This window comes from Pseudooceanicola marinus, assembly GCF_002786295.1.
Classification (GTDB): Bacteria; Pseudomonadota; Alphaproteobacteria; order Rhodobacterales; family Rhodobacteraceae; genus Pseudooceanicola; species Pseudooceanicola marinus.
This window is the reverse complement of record NZ_PGTC01000016.1, coordinates 138,016-160,403: the sequence shown is the minus strand read 5'-3', so window position 1 is coordinate 160,403 and position 22,388 is coordinate 138,016. Positions and strand designations below refer to the sequence as shown.

The 22,388-nt window shown below is 68.8% G+C and carries 23 protein-coding genes; 12 read left to right on the top strand and 11 right to left on the bottom strand.

What is annotated here, in order from left to right; translation table 11 throughout:
• A complete protein-coding gene (locus tag CVM50_RS11670; RefSeq protein ID WP_085889435.1) occupies window positions 1-603 on the top strand; it encodes a DUF3859 domain-containing protein in 603 nt (200 codons plus the stop codon).
• Between the two features lie 182 nt (window positions 604-785).
• Window positions 786-2,168, top strand: a complete 1,383-nt coding sequence (rimK, locus tag CVM50_RS11665) for a 30S ribosomal protein S6--L-glutamate ligase (RefSeq protein ID WP_085889434.1) — start codon at window positions 786-788, stop codon at window positions 2,166-2,168.
• Between the two features lie 227 nt (window positions 2,169-2,395).
• Here the strand turns inward: rimK and CVM50_RS11660 are convergent, their stop codons facing one another.
• Window positions 2,396-3,175, bottom strand: a complete 780-nt coding sequence (locus CVM50_RS11660) for a sulfite exporter TauE/SafE family protein (protein ID WP_198431894.1) — start codon at window positions 3,173-3,175, stop codon at window positions 2,396-2,398.
• Window positions 3,176-3,336: 161 nt separating this feature from the next.
• On the opposite strand from CVM50_RS11660, the gene CVM50_RS11655 reads away from it, so the two are divergent.
• Both CVM50_RS11655 and CVM50_RS11650 read left to right on the top strand, forming a co-directional pair.
• Window positions 3,337-5,025 carry an acyl-CoA dehydrogenase family protein gene (locus CVM50_RS11655; RefSeq protein WP_085889432.1) on the top strand — a complete coding sequence of 563 codons (1,689 nt, stop codon included), beginning with the start codon at window positions 3,337-3,339 and terminating at the stop codon, window positions 5,023-5,025.
• Between the two features lie 181 nt (window positions 5,026-5,206).
• Window positions 5,207-5,656 (top strand): SH3 domain-containing protein, encoded by a 450-nt coding sequence (locus CVM50_RS11650; protein ID WP_143515633.1) that lies wholly within the window; start codon window positions 5,207-5,209, stop codon window positions 5,654-5,656.
• A 99-nt stretch (window positions 5,657-5,755) separates the two neighbouring features.
• On the opposite strand, the gene CVM50_RS11645 is transcribed toward CVM50_RS11650, so the two are convergent.
• The gene (locus tag CVM50_RS11645) at window positions 5,756-6,331 is read right to left on the bottom strand and encodes a fasciclin domain-containing protein (protein WP_085889430.1); all 576 of its coding nucleotides are present in this window, start codon (window positions 6,329-6,331) and stop codon (window positions 5,756-5,758) included.
• 187 nt (window positions 6,332-6,518) lie between these two features.
• Between CVM50_RS11645 and CVM50_RS11640 the strand changes: the two genes are divergently transcribed.
• On the top strand, window positions 6,519-7,355 hold the full coding sequence (locus CVM50_RS11640; RefSeq protein ID WP_085889429.1) for a BKACE family enzyme: 837 nt from the start codon (window positions 6,519-6,521) through the stop codon (window positions 7,353-7,355).
• A gap of 158 nt (window positions 7,356-7,513) precedes the next feature.
• On the opposite strand, the gene CVM50_RS11635 is transcribed toward CVM50_RS11640, so the two are convergent.
• Both CVM50_RS11635 and CVM50_RS11630 read right to left on the bottom strand, forming a co-directional pair.
• Entirely contained in the window at window positions 7,514-7,867 is a 354-nt protein-coding gene (locus CVM50_RS11635; protein WP_085889428.1) for a hypothetical protein, read from the bottom strand.
• Window positions 7,868-8,039: 172 nt separating this feature from the next.
• Window positions 8,040-8,294 carry a DUF6732 family protein gene (locus CVM50_RS11630; protein ID WP_306372321.1) on the bottom strand — a complete coding sequence of 85 codons (255 nt, stop codon included), beginning with the start codon at window positions 8,292-8,294 and terminating at the stop codon, window positions 8,040-8,042.
• Between the two features lie 266 nt (window positions 8,295-8,560).
• Here CVM50_RS11630 and CVM50_RS11625 point away from each other — a divergent pair, with 266 nt between their 5' ends.
• Entirely contained in the window at window positions 8,561-9,550 is a 990-nt protein-coding gene (locus tag CVM50_RS11625) for a glutathione S-transferase family protein (RefSeq protein WP_085889427.1), read from the top strand.
• A 67-nt stretch (window positions 9,551-9,617) separates the two neighbouring features.
• On the opposite strand, the gene CVM50_RS11620 is transcribed toward CVM50_RS11625, so the two are convergent.
• A complete protein-coding gene (locus CVM50_RS11620) occupies window positions 9,618-9,983 on the bottom strand; it encodes a response regulator (protein ID WP_100148495.1) in 366 nt (121 codons plus the stop codon).
• A gap of 384 nt (window positions 9,984-10,367) precedes the next feature.
• Here CVM50_RS11620 and CVM50_RS11615 point away from each other — a divergent pair, with 384 nt between their 5' ends.
• From CVM50_RS11615 to CVM50_RS11605, 3 genes are all read left to right on the top strand, one after another.
• Complete coding sequence (locus tag CVM50_RS11615) at window positions 10,368-11,306, top strand: threonine-phosphate decarboxylase (RefSeq protein WP_085889426.1); 939 nt, start codon at window positions 10,368-10,370, stop codon at window positions 11,304-11,306.
• On the top strand, window positions 11,303-12,217 hold the full coding sequence (gene cbiB / locus CVM50_RS11610) for an adenosylcobinamide-phosphate synthase CbiB (RefSeq protein ID WP_085889425.1): 915 nt from the start codon (window positions 11,303-11,305) through the stop codon (window positions 12,215-12,217). The genes CVM50_RS11615 and cbiB overlap by 4 nt, the downstream gene beginning before the upstream one ends.
• A gap of 83 nt (window positions 12,218-12,300) precedes the next feature.
• Window positions 12,301-13,485, top strand: coding sequence for a lytic murein transglycosylase (locus CVM50_RS11605; RefSeq protein ID WP_085889424.1), 1,185 nt, complete (start codon window positions 12,301-12,303; stop codon window positions 13,483-13,485).
• Window positions 13,486-13,753: 268 nt separating this feature from the next.
• On the opposite strand, the gene CVM50_RS11600 is transcribed toward CVM50_RS11605, so the two are convergent.
• A complete protein-coding gene (locus CVM50_RS11600) occupies window positions 13,754-17,209 on the bottom strand; it encodes a chromosome segregation SMC family protein (protein WP_085889423.1) in 3,456 nt (1,151 codons plus the stop codon).
• Window positions 17,210-17,666: 457 nt separating this feature from the next.
• Here CVM50_RS11600 and CVM50_RS11595 point away from each other — a divergent pair, with 457 nt between their 5' ends.
• Window positions 17,667-18,137 carry a GNAT family N-acetyltransferase gene (locus CVM50_RS11595; protein WP_085889422.1) on the top strand — a complete coding sequence of 157 codons (471 nt, stop codon included), beginning with the start codon at window positions 17,667-17,669 and terminating at the stop codon, window positions 18,135-18,137.
• Between the two features lie 3 nt (window positions 18,138-18,140).
• Window positions 18,141-18,605: a GNAT family N-acetyltransferase gene (locus CVM50_RS11590; RefSeq protein WP_085889421.1), complete on the top strand. Its 465-nt coding sequence runs from the start codon at window positions 18,141-18,143 to the stop codon at window positions 18,603-18,605.
• Here the strand turns inward: CVM50_RS11590 and CVM50_RS21715 are convergent.
• Complete coding sequence (locus CVM50_RS21715) at window positions 18,602-19,021, bottom strand: hypothetical protein (RefSeq protein WP_198431892.1); 420 nt, start codon at window positions 19,019-19,021, stop codon at window positions 18,602-18,604. The two genes, CVM50_RS11590 and CVM50_RS21715, sit on opposite strands and share 4 nt — an antisense overlap.
• A 118-nt stretch (window positions 19,022-19,139) precedes the next feature.
• Between CVM50_RS21715 and CVM50_RS11580 the strand changes: the two genes are divergently transcribed.
• Entirely contained in the window at window positions 19,140-19,910 is a 771-nt protein-coding gene (locus tag CVM50_RS11580; RefSeq protein ID WP_085889420.1) for a FadR/GntR family transcriptional regulator, read from the top strand.
• 199 nt (window positions 19,911-20,109) lie between these two features.
• Here the strand turns inward: CVM50_RS11580 and CVM50_RS11575 are convergent, their stop codons facing one another.
• The 4 genes from CVM50_RS11575 to CVM50_RS11560 all read right to left on the bottom strand — a co-directional run bounded on the left by CVM50_RS11575 (window position 20,110) and on the right by CVM50_RS11560 (window position 22,388).
• Window positions 20,110-20,670 (bottom strand): F0F1 ATP synthase subunit B, encoded by a 561-nt coding sequence (locus tag CVM50_RS11575; RefSeq protein ID WP_085889419.1) that lies wholly within the window; start codon window positions 20,668-20,670, stop codon window positions 20,110-20,112.
• 5 nt (window positions 20,671-20,675) lie between these two features.
• The gene (locus tag CVM50_RS11570; protein ID WP_085889418.1) at window positions 20,676-21,218 is read right to left on the bottom strand and encodes a F0F1 ATP synthase subunit B'; all 543 of its coding nucleotides are present in this window, start codon (window positions 21,216-21,218) and stop codon (window positions 20,676-20,678) included.
• A 92-nt stretch (window positions 21,219-21,310) separates the two neighbouring features.
• Window positions 21,311-21,547, bottom strand: coding sequence for a F0F1 ATP synthase subunit C (locus CVM50_RS11565; RefSeq protein ID WP_010142019.1), 237 nt, complete (start codon window positions 21,545-21,547; stop codon window positions 21,311-21,313).
• 76 nt (window positions 21,548-21,623) lie between these two features.
• Window positions 21,624-22,388: a F0F1 ATP synthase subunit A gene (locus tag CVM50_RS11560; RefSeq protein ID WP_085889417.1), complete on the bottom strand. Its 765-nt coding sequence runs from the start codon at window positions 22,386-22,388 to the stop codon at window positions 21,624-21,626.

The window sequence follows — 22,388 nt, the reverse complement described above, 5'->3', positions numbered from 1 at the left end:
ATGCAGATCCTCTCGCACATATCCTCGCAGCGCCCCGCCCGGTCTTCCGGCGGGGCGTCTGCACGTCGGGGATGGGCCGCGCTGCTGGCGGTCCTGCTGCTGGCAGGCCCCGCGCCCGCGCAGACCGGCCCCGACATGATCGCGCCCCCGCTGGAGATGGACGAGGCCGGGATCTACTGCCCCGCCGACCATGTCAGCAAGGAACCGGCGCCCAACACGGAATCGGGCTACATCCTGCTGACCGAAGGCAACCCCGATCTGGCCCTGACCAGCCGCGTGGTGCCGGCCTACATCGGCATCTCCTTCGGCATCCGCATCCGGCTGGCGCCCGGCACCGCTCCCGGCCCCTACCTCTTTACCGTGCGCCATCCGCCGATCGGGGCCCGCCAGGTCACCGTCGAAAGCTGGGACCCGGCGCTGTCGGCCAACTGGGGCGTGCGCAGCTTCAACTTCGAGTTCGACCGCGAACTGGTGCCCGGCACCTGGACCTTCGAGGTCAGCCACGGCGAGGAGACCCTGCTGCGCCAGAGCTTCGAGGTGGTCCCCGCCATGCAGGCCCCCGCCGCCATCGACATCTGTTTCGGCAACAGCTTCGTCTCCTGACTGGGGCGCAGACGTATCCGGCGGGAATATTTCAGGCAGGACGACGACTCGCACGCCCTTGCGGCACTGCTGTCATATGGCCATTGCACCCGTCGGGTGTGATTGGCTAGTGGCCCTGTTAGGGTCGCACCCAGACCCGACGATTCCGCCCGCATCCAGCCCGCATTCCAGAAGGACCCGACATGGCGCAATTCACACTCGGCTGGGAGGAATGGCTCTCGCTGCCCGGCCTCGGCCTGCCCGCGATCCGCGCCAAGGTGGACACCGGCGCCCGGACCTCGGCCCTGCACGCCTTCGCCATCGAACCCTTCGGCCCGGCCGAGAAACCCATGGTGCGCTTCGCCATCCACCCCGACCCCTCCGACGAGTCGCTGGAGATCATCTGCTCCGCGCCGCTGAAGGACCGGCGTGAGGTGACCTCGTCCAACGGCGAGACCGAGCTGCGCTTTGTCATCGAGACCGAGGTGACCATGGGCGATCGCAGCTGGCCGCTGGAGGTGACGCTCACCGATCGGGGCTCCATGGCCTACCGCATGCTGCTGGGACGGTCGGCCATCGCCGAGGACATGATCGTCTCGCCCGCTCAGAGCTTCTGCCAGCCGGAACTGTCCTTCGACAGCTACCGCGACACGCCCCGACTGAAGAAGCATCGCCGCGCCCTGCGTCTGGCGATCCTGACTCGGGAACCGGGTAACTATTCCACGGGGCGCTTCATCGAGGCGGCAGAGGCGCGCGGCCATACGCTGGAGGTGATCGACACCTCGCGTTGCTACATGAACATCCGCGCCGTCGGTGGCGAAGTGCATTACGACGGCCGCCGCCTGCCTCATTACGACGCTGTGATCCCCCGCATCGGCGCCTCGATCACCAACTACGGCACCGCCGTGGTGCGCCAGTTCGAGAGCATGGGCACCTATTCCCTGGCCGGCTCCGAGGGCATCGCCATGTCCCGGGACAAGCTCTATGCCCACCAGGTCCTGGCCCGGCACCGCATCGGCATGCCCACCACGGCCTTCGCCCGCAGCCCGAAGGATTCGGGCAACCTGATCCAGCTCGTGGGCGGCGCGCCTCTTGTGCTGAAGCTGCTGGAATCGACGCAAGGCAAGGGCGTGGTCCTGGCCGAGACCAAGAAGGCCGCCGAGTCGGTGATCTCGGCCTTCCGCGGTCTGAAGGCCGACTTTCTGGTGCAGAGCTTCGTCAAGGAGGCGGCGGGCGAGGACATCCGCTGTCTCGTCGTGGGCGGCAAGGTGGTGGCCGCGATGCGCCGACGGGGCGCGCCGGATGATTTCCGCTCGAACCTGCACCAGGGGGGCACGGCCGAACCGGTGCGCATCACCCGCACCGAACGCGACACCGCCGTGCGCGCCGCCCGGGCGATGAAGCTGGACCTGGCGGGCGTCGACCTCTTGCGCGGCGAGGACGGCCCGAAGGTGTTGGAGGTGAACTCCTCCCCGGGCCTTGAAGGGATCGAGAAGGTCTCGCACAAGGACATCGCTGCGCTTGTTCTGCAGCACATCGAGGCCAAGGTCGCCCCCCGCAGTCCGCGCAGCAAACGCAAGGGCTAGGCGCCGGGCCCCGCCCCCTCTGCCTGCGCCCCTTGCCAGGGGCGGATGCCTCCGGCGGGAGTATTTTCAGCTATCGGATGAGAGAAGGACGTGCCCTTCGCGCGCGCCCTTCCTCCTATCCGATTGCCAGAAATACTCTGGGGGAGTCTCCGGCACGGAGACGGGGGCAAAGCCCCCTCTCGCCTTCACTTGCCGCAGCCGCGGCGGGGGCAAAGCCCCGCCCCCTGTCAGAGCATCAGCGCGCGCCGCAGCAGGTTCAGCCCGGCGACCAGCAGCACCACCAGCGTCGCACGGCGGAAGGTGGCCTGATCAATCCGGTCATGCAGGCGCAGCCCCACCCACATGCCGGCCAGGGCCAGCGGCACCATCATCAACGAAAACGGCAGCGTCTCGGCCCGCAGTACGCCGGAGCCGAGGTGGGCAAAGAGCAACGACACCGCGCCCAGCCCGTAGATCACCCCCTGCACCTGGATCTGCTCGCGCTTGGGCGTTTCCAGCGCCGTCAGGTAGGCCACCGTCGGCGGCCCCCAGACGCCCGAGAACCCGCCGATGAACCCCGCCACCAGCGCCACGGCCAGTTCCACCGCCCGTTTCGGCGGATGCGCCAGGCGCAGCTGGCGCCCCATCAGCTGGGTCAGGGCAAAGAGGACGATGGGCCCGCCGATCATCAGCAGCATCACCCGCTCCGGCAGGACCGAGACCAGCTGCGCCGAGATCAGCAGCGCCACCAGCGCCACGCCCAGAAAGACGCGGAACCGTTTCACCACCGCCCAGGCCGCCGCCGGGCCCAGGCGCAAGGCCTGCCAGCCGTTGGTGGCCAGCGTCGGCAGGATCAACCCGGCCAGCGCCCAGTCGGGGCCGACGATGCTGCCCAGGCCGGACACCATGATCATCGGCATGGCGAACCCCACCATGCCCTTCACCAGTCCCGCCAGCAGCGCCACCGCCACGATCGCCCCCCAGGCCCAGGGGCCGAGGGCCCCGGGCCCCATCATGCTCAGATCCATCATGCCGATTGCCTACACCCGCCGGGAGCCCGGCGCGATGTAAAATCCGTGACGTAATTATAGATCCAAAATAGTATGTCGAACGCAAACATATTGCGCTGCACCTGCAAAGGGATTAGGACGGGCAGCGAGACCAGTGACCTGGAGGAGGAGCTGCCCCCATGCCCCATGACGGACAGGACCCGAAGATGACCGAGACCGCCCTTCTGCCCGACCTGCTGCGCCTGACCGGCGCCGCCATTGCCCCGGCCGACTCCCTGCTGGCCGCAGCCCGCGACGCGGTGCGCGCCCGGGTGGTCGAGGGCGACCGCGTGTCCTCGCGCGCGGTGGAGGCCGAACAGACCGCCACGCACGGGCTGGCCTGGCTGGCCACCTATGTCGAGGCGCTGCGCCAGATGCAAACCTGGGCGGAAAAGCTGGACGCCAGGGGCGAGTTCGGAGAGCTGGAGGCGCTGATCCACCAGATCGCCTTCGGCGAATACCTCGGCCAGATCGCCGGCGGCATCCAGATGTCCCAGCAGGAGATCCTGCGCCTGCACGACATGGGCCTGCCTGCCAATGCCGCGACCGAGTTCACCGCCGGCGAGGTCGCCACGCTGATCGCCACCGGCAACACCCAGGCCGCCCGCTCGCGCCTGGCCGAGCTGATCGTCGAGCGTCAGGGCGCCGGGATCTTCGGCGCCACCGGCCTGGATGAAGAGCTGGAGATGATCCGCGACCAGTTCCGCCGCTATGCCGCCGAAAAGGTCGCTCCCTTCGCCCATGAGTGGCACCTCAAGGATGAGCTGATCCCCATGTCGGTGATCGAGGAGCTGGCCGAGATGGGCGTCTTCGGCCTGACCATCCCGGAAAACCTCGGCGGCTTCGGCCTCAGCAAGGCCTCCATGGTGGTTGTCTCGGAAGAGCTGTCGCGCGGCTACATCGGTGTTGGCTCCCTCGGCACCCGGTCCGAGATCGCGGCGGAGCTGATCCTCTGCGGCGGCACGGATGAGCAAAAGAGCCACTGGCTGCCGAAGCTCGCCTCGGGGGAGGTCCTGCCGACGGCCGTGTTCACCGAACCCAACACCGGGTCCGACTTGGCCGCCCTGCGCACCCGCGCGGTGAAGGGCGCGGATGGCGATTACACGATCACCGGCAACAAGACCTGGATCACCCATGCCGCGCGCACCCATGTCATGACCGTGCTGGCGCGCACCGATCCCGAAAGCACCGACCACCGCGGGCTGTCGATGTTCCTGGCGGAGAAGACCCCGGGCACCGACGACGCCCCCTTCCCCGATGCGGGCATCACCGGGGGCGAGATCGAGGTGCTGGGCTATCGCGGCATGAAGGAATACGAGCTGGGCTTCGACGGCTTCCCGGTGAAGGGCGAGAACCTGCTGGGCAGTGAAGAGGGCAAGGGCTTCAAGCAGCTGATGCAGACCTTCGAATCGGCGCGTATCCAGACCGCGGCACGGGCCATCGGCGTGGCGCAGGCGGCGCTGGATGTGGGCCTGCAATATGCGCTCGACCGCAAGGCCTTCGGCGGGCCGCTGATCCAGTTCCCCCGCGTCTCGGGCAAACTCGCCATGATGGCGGTGGAGATCATGGTGGCGCGTCAGCTGACCTATTTCGCCGCCTTCGAGAAGGACAACGACCGCCGCTGCGACCTGGAGGCGGGCATGGCCAAGCTCCTGGGCGCGCGGATCGCCTGGGGCTGTGCCGACAATGCGCTGCAGATCCACGGCGGCAACGGGTTCGCGCTGGAATACACCGCCTCGCGGCTGCTGTGTGACGCGCGGATCCTGTCGATCTTCGAAGGCGCGGCCGAGATCCAGGCCCAGGTCATCGCGCGGCGCCTTCTGGCCTGACGGCTTTCCTCCGGCCCGACCTCCCTCGGGGTCGGGCGGGACCCGCCCGGGGCGTCCTCCCAGTCGCCCCGGGCGGTTCTTGTTCGGGCGGATTTGCCTCAAATCCCGCAGGCAATTCCCGTGACCGGGCGGGGGCCGGCCCGCTATGCCCGTCGGGCGGATCCGCCGCCCGGAGAAGGCCATGCCCGTCGAACCGCCCAATTTGTTGCCGCGCCTCTTGCTGGCGGGTTCGCTGCTCTGCCTCGCGGCCGGGGGGGCCGTGCTGCTGCTGGCCCGGGGCGTGCTGCCGCCCCTGTCTCTGGGACAGCCCAATCCGGCGGATGCGGCGATCTACGAATATCCCCGGGACAGCGCGCGCAACTGCGACCCGGCCGTGTTCATCGCCAGCCGCGGCCCGGCGACGGAGGTACTGACCGTGCGCAGCGGCCCGGGACCGGACTATCGCACCCGCAACGCCCTGACCCATGGCGACACCTTCCTGGTCTTCGAGTATCGCGGCGACTGGGCCGGCATTGCCTATGGCCATAACCGCGAGGTCTGTGGCGCCCTGGAAAAGCGCGAGGTGCGCGCGACCCACCGTGGCTGGGTCCACGTGAGCGGAATCAGCTTCCTTCCCGGGCTGCCCGACTGACGCGACCGAACGCCTGCCGGTGCCGGAAACAGAACGGGCCGCCCCGAAAGGAGCGGCCCGCGCCGGCCCGGGCCAGACGGCCCGGCGAGACGGAGGAGATCAGCCCGCCTGACCGGCCGGCAGGATCACCCGGTCAATGACGTGGACAACGCCGTTCGACTGGTCCACGTCGGCGGTGGTCACGGTGGCGACACGACCGTTCTCGTCCTTCAGCTTCACCATGCCGTCCTCGATGTAGGCCTCCAGCGTGCAGCCGCCGACGGTGGTCACGCTGTGCATGCCGCCGTCATCCTCAATCATGCCGACGATGTCGGTGGAGAAGGCCTCGGCGGCGACCACGTGGCAGGTCAGGATCTGCGTCAGTTGGTCCTTCGCGTCGGGCTGCAGCAGCGCGTTCAGGCTGTCTTCCTTGATCATGCCGAAGGCATCATCGGTGGGGGCGAAGACGGTAAAGGGGCCATCGCTCATCAGCGTGTCCACGAGGCCCGCAGCCTGCACGGCGGCGACCAGCGTGGTCAGGTTCGGCGCGGCCGAGGCGTTCTCGGCGATGGTCTTGTCGGCGAACATCTCGGCGCCGCCGACCATCGGGTTTTCACCCGCCATGTGGTCATCGGCGAAGGCCGGAAGGGTCGCGGCACAGATCAGGGCGGTGCTGAGGGTCAGAATGCGTTTCATGGAATTTCCTCCGTTTGAGTGGCGCGCCGCCCCTCTCCTCCGGGGCAGCGTCACAGGAGTTACGGGGCGGATCGCCGGATGGTTCTTTTCCCGATCGCCCGGATCCATCACCTGTGCGTGATCCAGGCGTGAACGCGGCCCCGCCGGCGCCGTTGACAGCTTCGCGGCGAGGCGCCTAACTGCCCGCATGGACCCCAAACCCTGCATCATCTGCGTGGCCATCACCGGCTCGCTGCCCCGCAAGAGCGACAACCCCGCGGTGCCCGTCACCGTCGCGGAACAGATCGAATCCACCCATGAGGCCTTCGAGGCGGGCGCCACCATCGTCCACGCCCATGTGCGCAACGATGATGAAACGCCCTCCTCGGACCCGGAGAAATTCGCGGCGCTGAAGGAAGGGGTGAAAAAGCACTGCCCCGGCATGATCGTGCAGTTCTCCACCGGCGGACGGTCCGGCGCCGGGCAGACGCGGGGCGGGATGCTGCCGCTGAAGCCCGACATGGCCTCGCTTTCCGTGGGATCCAACAACTTCCCCACCCGCGTCTACGAGAATCCGCCGGATCTGGTCGACTGGCTGGCCGCGGAGATGAAGACCTACGGCATCCGCCCGGAGATCGAGGCCTTCGACCTGTCCCACATCCACCAGGCGGCGAAGATGTATGCCGACGGGCGGCTGGAAAAATCGCCCTACGTGCAATTTGTCATGGGGGTGAAGAACGCCATGCCGATCGACCGCGATGTCTTCGACTACTACCGCGCGACGATGAAGCGCCTGCTGCCTGACAGCGAATGGTGCGCCGCCGGGATCGGCGCCGGCCAGATCACGCTGAACGAATGGGTGGTGGAAACCGGCGGCCATGCCCGCTGCGGGCTGGAGGACAACATCCGCCTCGACAAGACCACCCTGGCCCCTTCGAACGCGGCCCTGGTGCAGCGGGTGACGTCACTCTGCGAGAAATACGAGCGCCCCGTGGCAACCTGGCAGCAGGCGCGCGAGATGCTGGACCTGCCCCTGCGGGCCTGAGCCTTCGGCACCGTCGGACAGAGGCCAGCCCCTGACGTGGCGGTGCCGCCACTCCGCCTGGGCAGTCTCGACAATTGGATGAGAGGGGTGCCCCAGGAGAGGCCGCCGAGCCCCGGCCCCGCACGGCTCGGGCACGCAGCTCCGCAATTTGCGTCAGATCAGTCGGGCCGACCCAGAAGGGCCACCGGCGCCTCTTCGTCCTGCTGGAAATCGACCGGAGCGCTGTCCCGGGCCGGGGTCGCGCGCTTGAATTCGTAGCGCATTTCGCCCGCCGCCTCGGCAGAGGCCACGATCAGACAGGTCGCCAGGAAACGGCTGCCCTCGAACAGATCCACATGGCCACGCAGTTGCGGCACCAGTTCCCTTTCGACCGAGAAGCCATCTTCCCAGCGCCGCAGCACGGGATAGCTCTGGCCGTCGGCTTCGATCCGCAGGCGAGACCCCTTGCGCGCCTTCAGCTTGCGCGCCTCTTCCAGCCCATCGGCCAGATCCTTGGGAAGAAATGTCGTCATGGTCAGCCCCGGCGTTCCTGTGCCCTACGCGCCATGACATGGCACGGCAGGCATTGAGATCAAGTTAACCACGATGAAGATTAGGTGACAGAAAAAAGTCGCGCCGCCCGAAACTGGTCCGGCGACCGAGGCTGCAAGGCCGCAGTGTCGCGGGCAAGGCGCCGCCCGTGTGTCAGGCGTCCTGCAACTCTTCGGTGCCGTCCGCGTCTGCCGCCTCGTCCTCTGCGTCCTTCGACGCCTCGGCGCGCCCGCGCAATCCCTTCCACAGCCCGATGGCCAGGGCAGCCCCCAGAGCAGCAGCGCCCAGCCAGTGCCCATGGCCCGCCACCTCGGCCAGGTGGCCCGGGTGGGCCGCCGCCGGCAGGGGCAGGGTCATCAGCAGGGCGGCTGTGACCGCGCCGGGACGCACAAGGGGAAAACGGGACATGGTCGGCTCCTTCTCGACGCCCGCAAAGGGCAGGATCGGCATCCCGCACCCGAGCGGGGCTGCCTTCTCTCTAGCCAAACGGCCCCCGGGGACGCAATCCCCGCTCCTCGCCCGAGCGCGCCATGCGGGCCGGACATGGCCCGCGCTGTGCAGGTCTGCACGATTTCTGCGCGAACATCGGGCTATACGGAACCCATGCACCGTCCTAGCTCTTGACCAAAGGAACCGGGCGTCCCTCGTCCGGCGAAACGGAAAGGAGCGCGGCCATGGGGTTGCTCATCGACGGCGAGTGGCAAGACAAATGGTATGACACCGAAAGCACCGGCGGTAAGTTCGTCCGGTCCGAAGCGCAGTTCCGCAGCTGGATCACTGCCGACGGCAGCGCCGGTCCCTCCGGCGAGGCCGGCTTCGAGGCCGAGAGCGGGCGCTACCATCTTTACGTGTCCTATGCCTGCCCCTGGGCGCATCGCACGCTGATATTCCGCGCCCTGAAGGGTCTGGAGGATCACATCGGCGTTTCGGTCGTCCATCCCGAGATGCTGTCCGAAGGCTGGGAACTCCGCACCGATTTCGACGGCGCGACCGGCGACGACCTGTTCGGGTTCGACTACCTGCGCGAGGTCTACCTGAAGGCGCAGCCCGGCGTGACCACGCGGGTCACCGTGCCGGTCCTGTGGGACAAGAAGACAGGCACCATCGTGTCGAACGAAAGCGCCGAGATCATCCGCATGCTGAACTCCGCCTTCGACGGCATCACCGGCGACACCCAGGACTTCTGGCCCGAAGAGCTGCGCGAGCCGATCGAGGACATCAACGCGCGGATCTACGACACGGTGAACAACGGGGTCTACAAGGCCGGTTTCGCCACCTCGCAGGAGGCCTATGACGAGGCCGTGCGCCCGCTCTTCGACAGCCTGGAGTGGATCGAGAGCATCCTGGCCGAGAACCGTTACCTGCTGGGAGACCGCGTGACCGAGGCCGACTGGCGTCTGTTCACCACGTTGATCCGCTTCGACAAGGTCTACCACACGCATTTCAAATGCAACCTGAAGCGCATCGTCGACTACCCCGCAACCTGGGGCTACGTGAAGGAGCTGTACCAGATCCCCGGCGTGGCGGAGACGGTGCATTTCGACCACATCACGCGGCACTACTACTACAGCCACGACAACATCAATCCGAACCGGATCGTGCCGATCACGCCGGGCCTGGACCTGCTGTCGCCCCACGGCCGCGAGGCACTGCCCGCCGCCTGATCCCCAAAGGCACCATTCGCTGAGCGTCACAGAGGGCGCAGCGCCTGCCCGCGCCGCGTCCCTTTCGTTACCGGGGGGCGCTGCCGTAGTGTTCGACCAGGGCCGCCAGGTCCGAGGGCGGCGCGGCCGAGTTGACCAGCGCGCAGGCATTGGTCGCATGCTGGAAGATCGACCCGTCCGAGAAGAAGCTGGTGTTGGTGACGAAGATCACCTTGGCGTCGGGCTGGCGGTAGTTGGCCAGATCGGCAATCGCCAGGGCAGAGCCGCGCTCCAGCACCAGGTCCAGCACGATCACGTCGAAAGGCACCCGCTGCAGGAAGGCAGCGGCCGCATCCTGCCCATGAGCCAGACAGGTCGCCACCCCCAGGCGATCAAGATGGCGTTTCCACATCCAGCCCAGGTTCGGCTCGCTCTCGACGATGAGCGCATGCACCTTCCCCTCCGGCCAATGCTCCAGTTCCTCCCGGGGATGCGGGCATTTGCCCATGATGTCGGTCACGCTGCCCACGCAGCCCCCTTCCGTGATGTCAGGCCGATCCCGGGCGGCGGCTGGGGTGCGGCAGTTTGTTGATTTGCAAACGAGATATCCGCCTCAATCTTTAACAAAACCCTAACGACTAAGGCGCACCGCCTCATCTGCGCGAGGACCCGCGCAGCAGCCTCCGCCCCCTGCGCATGGCTCCGCCGACCCGGCGAAGGCACAGAGCATTTGCTTTTTCCGATCACTGTGATGAAAGGGGGCCAACCCGACCAACCTCAGGTGCCTCATGCCTCGTCCCATCCTGCCCCGCCGCGCCAGCCCAGCGGCCACCGACCGATGAGCGCCGCTCGTGACCACGGCGGTGATCTGGACGCCGCGCGCGCGGAGTTCGGCGGCAACCGCGACGACTGGCTGGACCTGTCGACCGGGATCAACCCCGAGCCCTACCCCCTGCCCGCCTTCACCGCTGCGGACTGGGCCGCGCTGCCCGACGCTGAGGCGCAGGCGGCGCTCATCGCCGCCGCCCGACGGTTCTGGTCGGTGCCCGACGAGGCCGCCGTTCTGGCGGTGCCCGGCGCCTCTGCCGCCATCGCGCAGGTTCCCCGGCTGGCGCCCCCGGGGCGGGTGGAGATCCCGGGGCCGACCTACAACGAACATGCCGCCGCCTTCACCCGCCATCGCTGGCAGGTGACTCCGGACGGGCCCGCGCGGGGGCTGGTTCTGGTCCATCCCAACAACCCGACGGGGCGGCTGCATCCGGCTCCGACGCCGCACGGGCTGACGGTGATCGACGAGAGCTTCTGCGATGTCACGCCGGAGGAGAGCCACGTCTCTCTCTGCCCGCGCACCGACCTGCTGGTGCTGAAGAGCTTTGGCAAGTTCTGGGGGCTGGCGGGCCTGCGACTGGGCTTCGTCATCGGTGCGCCCGGCCCCGTCGGGCGGCTGGCCGAGATGCTGGGCCCCTGGCCGGTCTCCGGCCCGGCGCTCCGCGCAGGCACCGTGGCCCTGGCCGATCCCGCCTGGGCCGAGGCGACCCGCCTGCGGCTGGCCGGCGATGCGGCACGGCTGGACAGCCTGATGCAGGCGGCAGGGGCAGAGCCCGCCGGGGGCACCGCCCTGTTCCGGCTCTACGAGGTGGAGAACGCCGCCGCGATGCAAAGCCACCTGGCCCGGCATCACATCTGGTCCCGCATTTTCCCCTATTCGACTCGCTGGGTCCGCCTTGGCCTGCCGCCGCGGGACCGCTGGGCCCAGCTGGAGGCCGCCTTGGCATGAGTACCGCACTGATGCTGACCCTCGCCCTGCTGCTGGACGCCCTGCTGGGCGAACCACGCTGGCTATGGTCGCGCCTGGCCCATCCGGCGGTGCTGGCCGGACGGCTGATCGGTTGGGCGGACGCGCGGTTCAACCAAGGCGATGGTCGACGGGTCAAGGGAGCAGCCCTGGTGCTGGGACTGGTCCTGTTGGGCTGGGGCCTGGGCACGATGATCGCCGCCTTTGGCTGGTTGCCTCAGGTTCTGGTGGCCGCCGTGCTGCTGGCGCAACGCTCGCTGGTGGATCACGTCCGCGCCGTCGCCACCGGGCTGCGGCAGGGCCTGCCGGAGGGGAGGCGCGCCGTGGCGATGATCGTCAGCCGCGACACGGCGGAGATGACACCCGACGCCGTGGCCCGCTCGGCCATCGAAAGCGGCGCCGAAAACGCTTCCGACGGGGTGGTGGCGCCGGCCTTCTGGTTCCTCGTCGCCGGGCTGCCCGGCCTACTGATCTACAAGCTGATCAACACCGCCGATTCGATGATCGGCTACCGCACCCCTCGTCACGCGGCCTTCGGCTGGGCCGCGGCACGGGCCGACGACCTGCTGAACCTGATCCCCGCCCGGCTGACGGCCCTCGCCCTGGCGGTGCTGGCAGGCCAGTTGCGCGCCTGGCCCGCGATCCGCGCCGAAGCACGGCGCCACCGCTCTCCCAATGCCGGCTGGCCCGAAGCGGCCATGGCCCGCGCCCTGGACGTCGCCCTGTCCGGCCCGCGCCGCTACGACGGGGTGCTGCGGGACTATCCCTTCGTCCACCCCGAAGGGCGCCGCCATCCCGGCCCGGCAGAGATAGAGGCCGCCTGCGCCTGGCTCTGGCGTCTCTGGGCCGCGCTGCTGGCCACGACAACCCTGCTGGCACTGCTTGCCGGCTGACGCGGCGCCATAGGTCCTTCTGCCCATTGCCCAGGGGCGCTGCCCTGCTACCTTCCCGGACACCGATCACGAAAGGACCGCCCATGTTCCGTGCCGCCCCCCGCACCCTGGCCCTCGCCCTGGCCGTTGCCACCGCCCCCCTGCCTGCCCTGGCGCAAAGCTGCGGCGGCAGTTTCGCCGGCTTCGTCGACGGGTTGAGCGAGGAGGCCGTGGCCCGCGGCCATGACCCGGCACTGGTGCAACGGTTCTTCGCCTCCGTCCGGCACGACCCGAAGGTCATCGCAGCCGACCGCCGCCAGGGCGTGTTCCAGCTCGACTTCACCAGTTTCGCCCGCCGCCTGATCTCGCAGAACCGGATCCAGACCGGCCAGGCGAAGGAGGCGCAATGGTCCAGCGTCTTCGACCGGATCGAGCGCGAGATGGGCGTGCCGCGCGGCGTCCTGCTGGCCTTCTGGGCCTTCGAGACCGACTACGGCGGCTTCCAAGGGGATTTCAACACGGCCAACGCGCTGGTCACCCTGGCCCATGATTGCCGCCGGCCCGAGCTGTTCCGGCCCCAGGTCTTCGCCGCGCTGGAACTTTACGCGCACGGTGATTTCGATCCGGCCACGACGACTGGCGCCTGGGCCGGCGAGATCGGCCAGGTGCAGATGCTGCCCCGCGACATCATCGAGAACGGCGTTGACGGCGACGGAGATGGCCATGTCCGGCTGAAGACCTCCGCCCCCGATGCCCTGATGTCGGGCGCGCAGATGCTGCGGTCGCTCGGCTGGGCACCGAACCAGCCCTGGCTGCAGGAGGTGACGGTGCCCGCCCGGATGGACTGGAGCCGCGCGGGGCTCGACACCACGCTGGCCCCGTCGGAGTGGCAGGCCCAGGGCGTGGCCCCGCGCGGGGGCCGCTGGCAGGCCGACCTGCCCGCCTCGCTGATCCTGCCGCAGGGCAAGGACGGGCCGGCCTTCCTCACCTATCCGAACTTCTCGGTTCTCTTCGAGTGGAACCAGAGCTTCACCTACGTTCTCACCGCGGCCTATTTCGCCACCCGGCTGGAAGGCGCACCGGTCTTCGACGCGGGCAATCCGGCGCCTGGGCTGGAGGGGCCGCAGATGATCCGCCTGCAGGAGAAGCTGGCCACGCGCGGGCATGACGTGGGCGAGATCGACGGGATCCTGGGCGCTGGCACCCGGGCCGCCGTGCGCGCAGTGCAGGCGGAGATGGGCCTGCCGGTGGACGGCTGGCCCACTATGGATCTGCTGAACCGGCTGTAAGGGGCACGGCCCCTCGCCTCGGGCACATCTGAAAGGAGGAGGGGGCTCTGCCCCCGTCTCCGTGCCGGAGACTCCCCCGGAGTATTTCTGACGACGTGAAGAGGCGGGACGGTGCCCCCGCGGCGGCCGGCCCCTGCAAACGGACGGGCGCGCCCGCAGGCAGGCTGACGTCCGGCACCCGGCAGGGCGCTGCCCCGCTCCTTCACCTTGTCGCAAATACTCCCGCCGGAGGCATCGCCCGACAGGGCGATAGCACCTCTGCAAGAGATCAGGCGACCAGCTGTTCGGCCTTCTTCAGGTCAACGGAAACCAGTTGGCTGACGCCCTGTTCCTGCATGGTCACCCCAAAGAGGCGGTCCATGCGCGCCATGGTCACCGCGTGGTGGGTGATGATCAGGAAGCGGGTCTCGGTCCGGCGGCACATCTCGTCCAGCAGATCGCAGAAGCGGGTGACGTTGGCATCGTCGAGCGGCGCGTCGACCTCGTCCAGCACGCAGATCGGCGCCGGGTTGGCGATGAAGACGGCAAAGATCAGCGCCATGGCGGTCAGGGTCTGTTCGCCCCCGGACAAGAGCGACAGGGTCGACAGCTTCTTGCCCGGCGGCTGGCACATGATCTCCAGCCCGGCATCCAGCGGGTCGTCGCTTTCCACCAGTTCCAGGTTGGCCTCGCCGCCGTTGAACAGATGGCGGAAAAGGTTGGAGAAGTTGGCGTTCACCTGCTCGAAGGCGGTCAGCAGGCGTTCGCGCCCCTCGCGGTTCAGGCCCGCGATGCCGTTCCTGAGCTGACGGATGGCCTCTTCCAGGTCCGCCTTCTCGCCTACCAGCGTGTCGTGCTCTTCGCGCACCTCCTTGGCATCCTCCTCGGCGCGCAGGTTGACCGCGCCCAGCCCGTCGCGCTGGCGCTTGAGCCGGTTCACATCCGCCTCGATCCGCTCGGAGGGCGGCATATCCTCTACGCCCATGTCGAGGCTTTCCAGGAGCTGCTTCGGCGTCACCTCCATCGCCTCGGCGATGCGTTCGGCCGCCTGGGTCACGGCCTGGGCGGCGCTTTCGGCGTGACCCTCGGCGCGGGCGCGGGCCTCGCGCGCCTCGGACGCGGTCCGCTCGGCATCCCGCTCTCCCGCCACGGCCTCGCGCAGGGCGCTTTCGGCCTCGGCCAGGACATCGGCGGCGGTGGCGCGGCGGGCCTCGGCCTCCTCGATGGCCTCGGTCAGTTCCTCGCGCTGCGCCTCCAGCTCCTCGGGTTCAGCGCGCGCCTCTTCCAGTTGCTCCTCGGCCTCGGCGCGGCGTTCATCCAGTTCGGCGATGCGGCGATCAGCGCTTTCCAGGCGGTGGCGCCAGCCCGAGACCTCCTTCTGAACCTCCTGCCGGCGTTTCGTGCGCGCCTCGCCCTCGCGGCGGATCTCGTCATGGGCGGCGCGGCGCGACATCATCGCCATCCGCGCCGCCTCCACCGCCATGCGGATCTGCTCGATCCCGGCGCGGGCCTCGTCGAGATCGTCGAGATCGGCCACCGCTGCCTCGGCTTCCTTCACCTGGGCGCGGGCCTCCAGCGCCTCTTCCTCGTGGCGGGTCACGGCCATGCGCAGGTTTTCCACCCGGCTGGCGGCCAGGCTACGGTCGCTTTCGGCACGCGACAGCGCCCGGCTGGCCTCGGCCAGCTGGCGGTCGGCCTCGGCGCGGGCCTGGCGCGCGGCCTTGTCGGCGGCAGTCAGCTGCGACAGCTGCTCGGCCAGGTCGGCATGGGCCTCCCGCGCGGCCTCGGCGCGCTCTTCGGCCTCGGCCAGATCGCCGCGCAGCTCTTCCAGGCGGTTCATCTGTTCCAGGCGCAGGGCGGCGGCCGAAGGCGCATCCTCGGCGCCCGCGCGGTAGCCGTCCCACCGCCACAGGTCGCCCTCGGGACTGACCAGGCGCTGGCCGGGTTTCAGCTGCGCCTGAAGCGCGGCGCCCTGCCCGGCCTCGACCACGCCGATCTGCGCCATGCGCCGGTCCAGCACCCCCGGCATCCGCACATGGGCGGCCAGCGGCGCGGCGCCTTCGGGCAGCGGCTGCGGCGCGTCGTATCCCGGCAGCTCGACCCAGCCTGACAGCTCCCCCGCGCCCACCACGGGCGCGCGCAGATCATCGGCCAGGGCTGCCCCAAGCGCCTTCTCGTAGCCCGGATCGACGCGCACGGCGTCCAGCAACTGCTTGCCATCACCGGACTCGCGTTCGACCAGCCGCGCAAGCGCCCCCACCTCGGCCTGCAGGGCCTTGGCCTCGCCCTCTGCCGAGGACAGGGCGGCGCGGGCGTCGGATTCGCCGGACTGCGCCTCGGCGCGGGCGGCCTCGGCCTCCGCCAGGGTCTCCTCGGCCGTCTCGACCTGGGCGCGGGCCATCTCCTCGCGCTCCTCGGCGGCCTCGAAGGCCTCTTCAGCCGCCTGGGTCTTGCCGCGCGCCTCGGCCACGGCCTCACGGGCGCGGGCCGCCTCGGATTCGCTGCGCTCTGCGCCCTTGCGGCTGTCGGCGAGCATGCGCTGCGCCGACTGGTAGCGCGCGGCCAAGCGTGCCACGTCCTCGGTCAGGGTCGACAGGTCCGCCTCGCGGTCCGACAGCACGCTGGCGGCCTCGGTGGCCAGTTCCGCAGCCTCGGCCAGGCGCTCCTCGTGGCCATCATGGGCGCGGGCGATTTCGCGCGCCTCCCAGTCCAGCCGCTCGATCGTCTCGCCGGCGTCCTTGTTCAACCCGGCCTCGCGCTCGCGGTCCCGGGACAGCTGTTCAATCCGGTTCTGCAGGGTCAGGATCGCCTGCATCGCGCGTTCCTTCTCGGCACCCAGGCTGTCGCGCTGCACGGTCAGCCGTTGCAGCACCGCCGCGGCGATCGCCTCTTCCTCGCGTTTGGGGGGCAGCGCATCTTCCAGTTCCTGCCGCTTCGCAGCCAGGTCGCGCGCGATGCGTTCCGCCTGCGACGCCCCGGTGGAGCGTTCGCGCAGCTCCGCCAGCGCGACGTTGCGCGCCTCCTCGGCCTCCAGCCAGCGGCGATAAAGGAGCATGCCCTCGGCCTGGCGCAGTTCCGCGCCGATGGCACGATAGCGTGCCGCCTGGCGGGCCTGGCGTTCGAGCGAGCCAAGCTGCGTGGCCAGCTGTTCGACCACATCATCGACCCGGGTCAGGTTCTGTTCCGCGCCCTTCAGCTTCAGCTCGGCCTCATGCCGGCGTTGGTAGAGGCCGGAGATGCCTGCCGCCTCTTCCAGGATCCGACGCCGGCTTTTGGGTTTGGCGTTGATCAGTTCGGAGATCTGACCTTGCCGCACCAGCGCGGGCGAATGCGCGCCCGTCGAGGCATCGGCGAACAGCATCTGCACGTCCCGCGCCCGCACATCCTTGGAATTCGCCTTGTAGGCGGAGCCCACGTCGCGGGTGATCCGGCGGATGATCTCGATCTGGTCCTCGTCGTTGAAGCCCGCGGGCGCCAGACGGTCGGAGTTGTCGATATGCAGGCTGACCTCGGCGTAGTTCCGCGCCGGGCGCGTGGCGGCCCCGGCGAAGATCACGTCTTCCATCCCGCCGCCGCGCATGGCGGTCGGGCGGTTCTCCCCCATGACCCAGCGAAGCGCCTCCAGCAGGTTCGACTTGCCGCAGCCATTGGGCCCCACGACCCCGGTCAGGCCCTGATTGATGATCAGGTCCGTCGGGTCCACGAAGCTCTTGAAGCCGGTCAGTCTCAGTCTGGAGAAATGCAATGCGGCGCTCCCGCGCTTGGGCCTGGGGTGTCTGCTCTGGTGGCTGTCGGACCCTGCCGGGCCATCCCGGGGTGATTCCGACCTGAAAGGGAATGGTGCGGAGCCGCGCCGCACGAGTCAACGGGAGGCCCGCAGCATCTGGGATAGGATGGGCGGTTTTCCACAAGATATTGCGCAAACCAGCCCAATCAGCGCCGTCTGGCCCCCGCAACGCGGCCCGGCGAAGGCCGGGACCGTGCGAGTGGCGCTTGACCTCGGCCCCGGCGGCGCCAGAATGCCCCTGCCGCCCGCCTCAGGGGGCGCATGCGACCGGCCCGTTCCCCCGGGCCTTCGGCCTTTTGCCCGGATGGGCTTCGGCGCGCGACCGGGTGGCGCGCTGAGGTTCGGGCGGGGCATGGTGCCCAAGACTATGACCACCTCCACGCCGCGACGGCGCAAGTTTCGACGGAGTGACCAGATGACGACCCTTCACATCGCCCCCGCCTCGCCCCTGGCGCCCGAGGCCTCGGCCCTGCTCGACGCCTCCCAGGCGCTGATGCGGCAGCTCTACACGCCGGAGGAAAACAACTTTCTCAGCCATGAGGCGCTCTGCGATCCGTCGGTGCGGTTCTTCACCGCCGCCGACGGGGCCGAAACGCTGGGCTGCGCGGCTCTTCAGATCAAGGAAGGCTACGGCGAGGTCAAAAGCTTCTACGTGACCGAGGCGGCCCGGGGGCGGGGCGTGGGCACGGCCCTTCTGCGCCGGATCGAGGAGACGGCGCTGGCCGAGGGGCTGACGGTGCTGAAGCTGGAGACAGGCGACGCCCTGGCCGCCGCCTGTCGCCTCTACGAGGCCAATGGCTTCACCCGCTGCGGGGTCTTCGGCGACTATGAGGACAACGGCGTCTCGGTCTTCATGACCAAGACCCTTGTCCCGGCCGTGGCCTGAGCCATGACCCCGCTGCGCCTCGGCCCCTCGGACAACCTGGCGCCGGTGCTGGCGCTGTTGCGCGACAGCTTTGCCACCATGGACGGGCGGATCGACCCGCCGTCTTCGCTGACCCGCATGGGAGTGGCAGAGCTGGCGGCGGAGGCCACCCGGGCCGAGCTGTGGATCCTGCCGCCCGACAGCGCCCCCGCCGCCTGCATGCTGCTGGCGCCACGGGACGATCACCTCTACCTGGGCAAGCTGGCCGTCGCGGCAGCGCGGCGTGGGGAAGGGCTGGCCCGGCAGATGGTCGGCCAGGCGGAAACGCGGGCGCTGGCCCATGGCCTGCGTGAGATCCGCCTGCAGACCCGGGTGGAACTGGTGGAGAACCACGCGACCTTCACCCGGCTGGGCTTCGTAGAGGTAGGGCGCACTGCCCACCCGGGCTTTGACCGGCCGACCAGCGTGACCTTCGCCCGGCGCCTCTAGATCCGCGTACAGTCCAGCACCAGGGCAAGCTCCTGCCCGCCCAACTGGCGCCAGCTTTCCACCATCTCGCAGTCTTCGGGCGGCAACTTCTGTCGATCGACGACGCCTGTCTGCCCCACCCCGTCGCCGCAATCGAGACTCCCGAGGATCATCGCCGCGTCGCCCCGGATCTCGGTCACGCGACAGCCGGTGACCAGCGCCATGGCCCGCGCCGCGCGCGGCCCGACCGGGCCCAGGCGGGGCGCAAAGCGCGGATTGCGCCGGACCGCCTCCGCCAGGCGCCCGCGCCGGCGCACATCGAAGGTGTCCGGGCCGATCAGCACGCGCACCCTTGGGCTGTGGCGAAAATGCGGATCGGGCATGCCGCAGCCCGACAGCAGCAACAGGCAGGAAAGGGACAGCAGAACCACACGCATGGGGCCTAGCCTCCCCCGGCACTGGTTAACGCATGCTTAAGTCCGACGAGGACCGCGTGAGGGTTGCGTGGCCGCGCCGCTGGTCATAATTTCTGACCAATCCAAGCGAGGCCGCCCCATGCCCTTTCAGCCCATCCCGCCCGAGAAACGCGCCGACGCGGTGACCCGCCAGATCGAACTGCTGATCCTGCGCGGCATCCTGCGCCCGGGCGAACGCCTGCCAGCGGAGCGCGAGCTGGCCGAACGGCTGGAGGTATCCCGGCCCTCGCTGCGCGAGGCGCTGGCGGACCTGCAGACGCGCGGTTTGCTGGAGGCCCGCGCCGGATCCGGCGTCTACGTGGCCGACGTCCTCGGCGCGGCTTTCTCTCCCGCCCTCGTGGCGCTGTTCCAGCGCCATGGAGAAGCGGTTCTCGACTACATCTCCTTCCGCCGTGACCTCGAAGGCCAGGCCGCCGAGCGCGCCGCCCGTGCGGGTCTGCCCGCCGAACTGGCACTGGTCGAAGCCACCTTTGCCAAGATGGAGGCGGCGCATGGCAAGGTGGACGCGGCCGAGGAGGCACGGCTGGACGCGGCCTTTCACATGGCGATCCTGGAGGCCTCGCACAACATCGTCCTGCTGCACATGATGCGGTCCATGCTGGACCTGCTGCGCTCCGGCGTCTTCTACAACCGGGACATCATGTTCGACGGCATGGCGGCGGCGGAGCGGCTGTTGGACCAGCACCGGGCGATCAACGACGCGATCCAGGCGCGGGATCCGGCGGCGGCCCGCGCCGCAGTCGAGGCGCACCTGGATTTCGTCCGGGCCGCCTACCAGGCGCGGCTGGATGCCGCCCGGCGCGAGGAGATCGCGCAGATGCGGCTGGACCGGGAAACCTCCCGCAGCTGACAGCTCCGCGGGCCGCGCCGCCGAGGGGGCTCTGCCCCCGTCGCGCGCCGGGCGCGCGTCTCCCCCGAGGTAGTTCCAGCCAGTGTCTGAGGAAGCTGACATCGCGGGGCGGTCCGCCTATACGCACCTGATCGCTGCGCAAAGCAAAACCCCCGGCGCGGGGCCGGGGGTCTGTAGAGTGTCAGCGAAGAGAGGCGGCTCAGTTGAGGCGCGTCTTGGCCTCTTCGATGGACTTTTCGGTCAGCTCGGCGGCCTTGGCGTCGGTCATCTGCTTGGCGATGACCTCCCGCGCGGCGGAGACCGCGGCGGTGATCGCCGTGTCGCGGACATCCTTCACGGCCGAAGCCTCCGCCGAAGCAATCTGCTCTTCGGCGGCGGCCAGGCGGCGGGTGATCGAGGCCTGCAGATCCACCTTCGCCTGTTCGGCGGCGGCGGCGGCTTCGGCCTTGGCGCTTTCGACGATGCGATCCGCCTGGGCCTGCACTTCCTTCTGCTTGCGCTCGTAGGACGCCAGCAGCGCCTGGGCGTCTTCACGCAGGGCCTTGGCCTCTTCCAGCTCCGACTTGATGCCATCGGCCCGCTTGTCCAGCAGACCGACGATCAGGCCAGGAACCTTGAAGTAGACCAGCACCGCAACGAAGACGATGAAGGCGATCAACACGATGAAATCGGTGTTGCCGAGCGAGAAGAACGGGCCGGTGGCCGCGAAGGCCGGGGTGGCCGCGACACTCAGAGCGGCGGGAAGGGCGAGTTTCTTCATCGGGCTCATCCTTTCAGACGCTCGGAAACGGCGCCTTCGATCTCGTCGTCCTTGGGCGTGAAGCCCAGGGCGGCGACCAGCTCGGCGGCGGTATCCTTGGCGACGGTTTCCGCGGCCTCGGCGGCGCCGGCGCGGATCTCGTCGATGGCCTTGGCGCTTTCGGCGGCCTTGGCGGCGATCTCTTCATCGGCCTTGGCGGTGGCGGCCTTCAGCTCCTCATTGATCTCGGCCTTGGTGGCCTCGACGATACGAGAGGCTTCGGCGCGGGCATCGGCGAGGGCCTTGTCGTAGGCGGCTTCCGCCTCCTTGGCCTTCTGCTTCAGCTCTTCCGCGGCGGCGATGTCATTGGCGATCGTTCCCGCCCGGTCCGCCAGAACCGCCCCGACGCGCGGCAGCGCGATCTTGGTGAGGATCAGGTAGATCACGACGAGCGTGACGATCAGCCAGAAAATCTGGTTGCCCCAGGTCGAGAAATCGAGCTGCGGCATGCCTGCGGATTCGGCTGCGTGGGCAGCACCTTCCACGGCGTCGTGCGTTTCGGTCGCCATCTCTGCGAACTCCCGGGAACTGGATCTGTAGTCAAGTTACCACGGGTGAGTCCGAAGGGCCCACCCGCGCGTAAGGATCTGTTCCGGCAGTCTTAGACGGCGAACATCAGCAGCAGAGCGACGAGGAACGAGAAGATCCCCAGGGCTTCTGCGAAGGCCATGCCGATGAACAGCGTGGCGGTCTGCGAGGCAGCGGCGGAGGGGTTGCGGAGCGCGCCGGACAGGAAGTTGCCTGCCACGTTGCCCACGCCCATGGCTGCGCCGCCCATGCCGATGGCGGTCAGACCAACACCGATGTACTTGCCCAGTTCTGCGATATCGCCTTCCATCTCGTTTTCTCCTTACGTTGGAATTGGCTGGATTGGATCGCACGGCAGGCGGACCTGCCCTACGGATGTTCGAAACTCAGTGAGCCGGATGCAGCGCGTCCTTGAGGTACACGCAGGTCAGGATCGTGAAGACATAGGCCTGGATGAAGCCCACCAGGATCTCCAGCCCGTACATGCCGACGATGGCAATGATGGCAACGGGCGAGACCGCTGCGATGGCTGCGAAGCCGGCGAAGACCTTGATGACGGCGTGGCCGGCCATCATGTTGCCCGCCAGACGAATGGAGTGGCTGACCGGGCGAACGAAGTAGGAAATCACCTCGATCAGGGCCAGCAGCGGGCGGACGGCGGCGGGCGCCGAGGAGACCCAGAAGAGGCCCAGGAACTGCGCGCCGTGCAGGGCGAAGCCCACGATGGTCACGGTCAGGAAGACGACCAGCGCCAGCACGATCGTCACCGCGAAGTGCGACGTGGGCGTGAAGGACATCGGCAGCAGACCCAGCAGGTTCGAGAAGACGATGAACATGAACAGCGTGAAGACATAGGGGAAGAACTTCACCGCGTCCTTGCCGGTCACGTCCTCGATCATCTTGTAGACGAAGCCGTAGGCCATTTCCGCGATCGACTGGCCGCGCGACGGGATGCGCTTGGCGCCCGAGGTGGCCAGTACCATCAGCGCCAGGATCGCCAGGACGGTAATGCCCATCCACAGGGTCACGTTGGTGATCGTGTACCAATGCACCTCGGTGCCGCCGAACAGCGGCTTCACGATGAACTGGTCCATCGGGTGGAAGACCAGGCTGGAACCTTCTTCTGCACCGTGCGCTGCTTCAGTCGCCAT

What these genes read in the sequence shown, in the direction of transcription:
- CVM50_RS11655 (WP_085889432.1), top strand. Translation starts at nt 3,337, where the DNA reads ATGCCCCATGACGGACAGGACCCGAAGATGACCGAGACCGCCCTTCTG.
- CVM50_RS11570 (WP_085889418.1), bottom strand. Translation starts at nt 21,218, where the DNA reads ATGGCGACCGAAACGCACGACGCCGTGGAAGGTGCTGCCCACGCAGCC.
- CVM50_RS11605 (WP_085889424.1), top strand. Translation starts at nt 12,301, where the DNA reads ATGTTCCGTGCCGCCCCCCGCACCCTGGCCCTCGCCCTGGCCGTTGCC.
- CVM50_RS11615 (WP_085889426.1), top strand. Translation starts at nt 10,368, where the DNA reads ATGAGCGCCGCTCGTGACCACGGCGGTGATCTGGACGCCGCGCGCGCG.
- CVM50_RS11565 (WP_010142019.1), bottom strand. Translation starts at nt 21,547, where the DNA reads ATGGAAGGCGATATCGCAGAACTGGGCAAGTACATCGGTGTTGGTCTG.
- CVM50_RS21715 (WP_198431892.1), bottom strand. Translation starts at nt 19,021, where the DNA reads ATGCGTGTGGTTCTGCTGTCCCTTTCCTGCCTGTTGCTGCTGTCGGGC.
- cbiB (WP_085889425.1), top strand. Translation starts at nt 11,303, where the DNA reads ATGAGTACCGCACTGATGCTGACCCTCGCCCTGCTGCTGGACGCCCTG.
- CVM50_RS11640 (WP_085889429.1), top strand. Translation starts at nt 6,519, where the DNA reads ATGGACCCCAAACCCTGCATCATCTGCGTGGCCATCACCGGCTCGCTG.
- CVM50_RS11660 (WP_198431894.1), bottom strand. Translation starts at nt 3,175, where the DNA reads ATGGATCTGAGCATGATGGGGCCCGGGGCCCTCGGCCCCTGGGCCTGG.
- CVM50_RS11575 (WP_085889419.1), bottom strand. Translation starts at nt 20,670, where the DNA reads ATGAAGAAACTCGCCCTTCCCGCCGCTCTGAGTGTCGCGGCCACCCCG.
- CVM50_RS11625 (WP_085889427.1), top strand. Translation starts at nt 8,561, where the DNA reads ATGGGGTTGCTCATCGACGGCGAGTGGCAAGACAAATGGTATGACACC.
- CVM50_RS11630 (WP_306372321.1), bottom strand. Translation starts at nt 8,294, where the DNA reads ATGTCCCGTTTTCCCCTTGTGCGTCCCGGCGCGGTCACAGCCGCCCTG.
- CVM50_RS11590 (WP_085889421.1), top strand. Translation starts at nt 18,141, where the DNA reads ATGACCCCGCTGCGCCTCGGCCCCTCGGACAACCTGGCGCCGGTGCTG.
- CVM50_RS11635 (WP_085889428.1), bottom strand. Translation starts at nt 7,867, where the DNA reads ATGACGACATTTCTTCCCAAGGATCTGGCCGATGGGCTGGAAGAGGCG.
- CVM50_RS11645 (WP_085889430.1), bottom strand. Translation starts at nt 6,331, where the DNA reads ATGAAACGCATTCTGACCCTCAGCACCGCCCTGATCTGTGCCGCGACC.
- CVM50_RS11650 (WP_143515633.1), top strand. Translation starts at nt 5,207, where the DNA reads ATGCCCGTCGAACCGCCCAATTTGTTGCCGCGCCTCTTGCTGGCGGGT.
- CVM50_RS11670 (WP_085889435.1), top strand. Translation starts at nt 1, where the DNA reads ATGCAGATCCTCTCGCACATATCCTCGCAGCGCCCCGCCCGGTCTTCC.
- CVM50_RS11595 (WP_085889422.1), top strand. Translation starts at nt 17,667, where the DNA reads ATGACGACCCTTCACATCGCCCCCGCCTCGCCCCTGGCGCCCGAGGCC.
- CVM50_RS11560 (WP_085889417.1), bottom strand. Translation starts at nt 22,388, where the DNA reads ATGGCGACTGAAGCAGCGCACGGTGCAGAAGAAGGTTCCAGCCTGGTC.
- CVM50_RS11580 (WP_085889420.1), top strand. Translation starts at nt 19,140, where the DNA reads ATGCCCTTTCAGCCCATCCCGCCCGAGAAACGCGCCGACGCGGTGACC.
- rimK (WP_085889434.1), top strand. Translation starts at nt 786, where the DNA reads ATGGCGCAATTCACACTCGGCTGGGAGGAATGGCTCTCGCTGCCCGGC.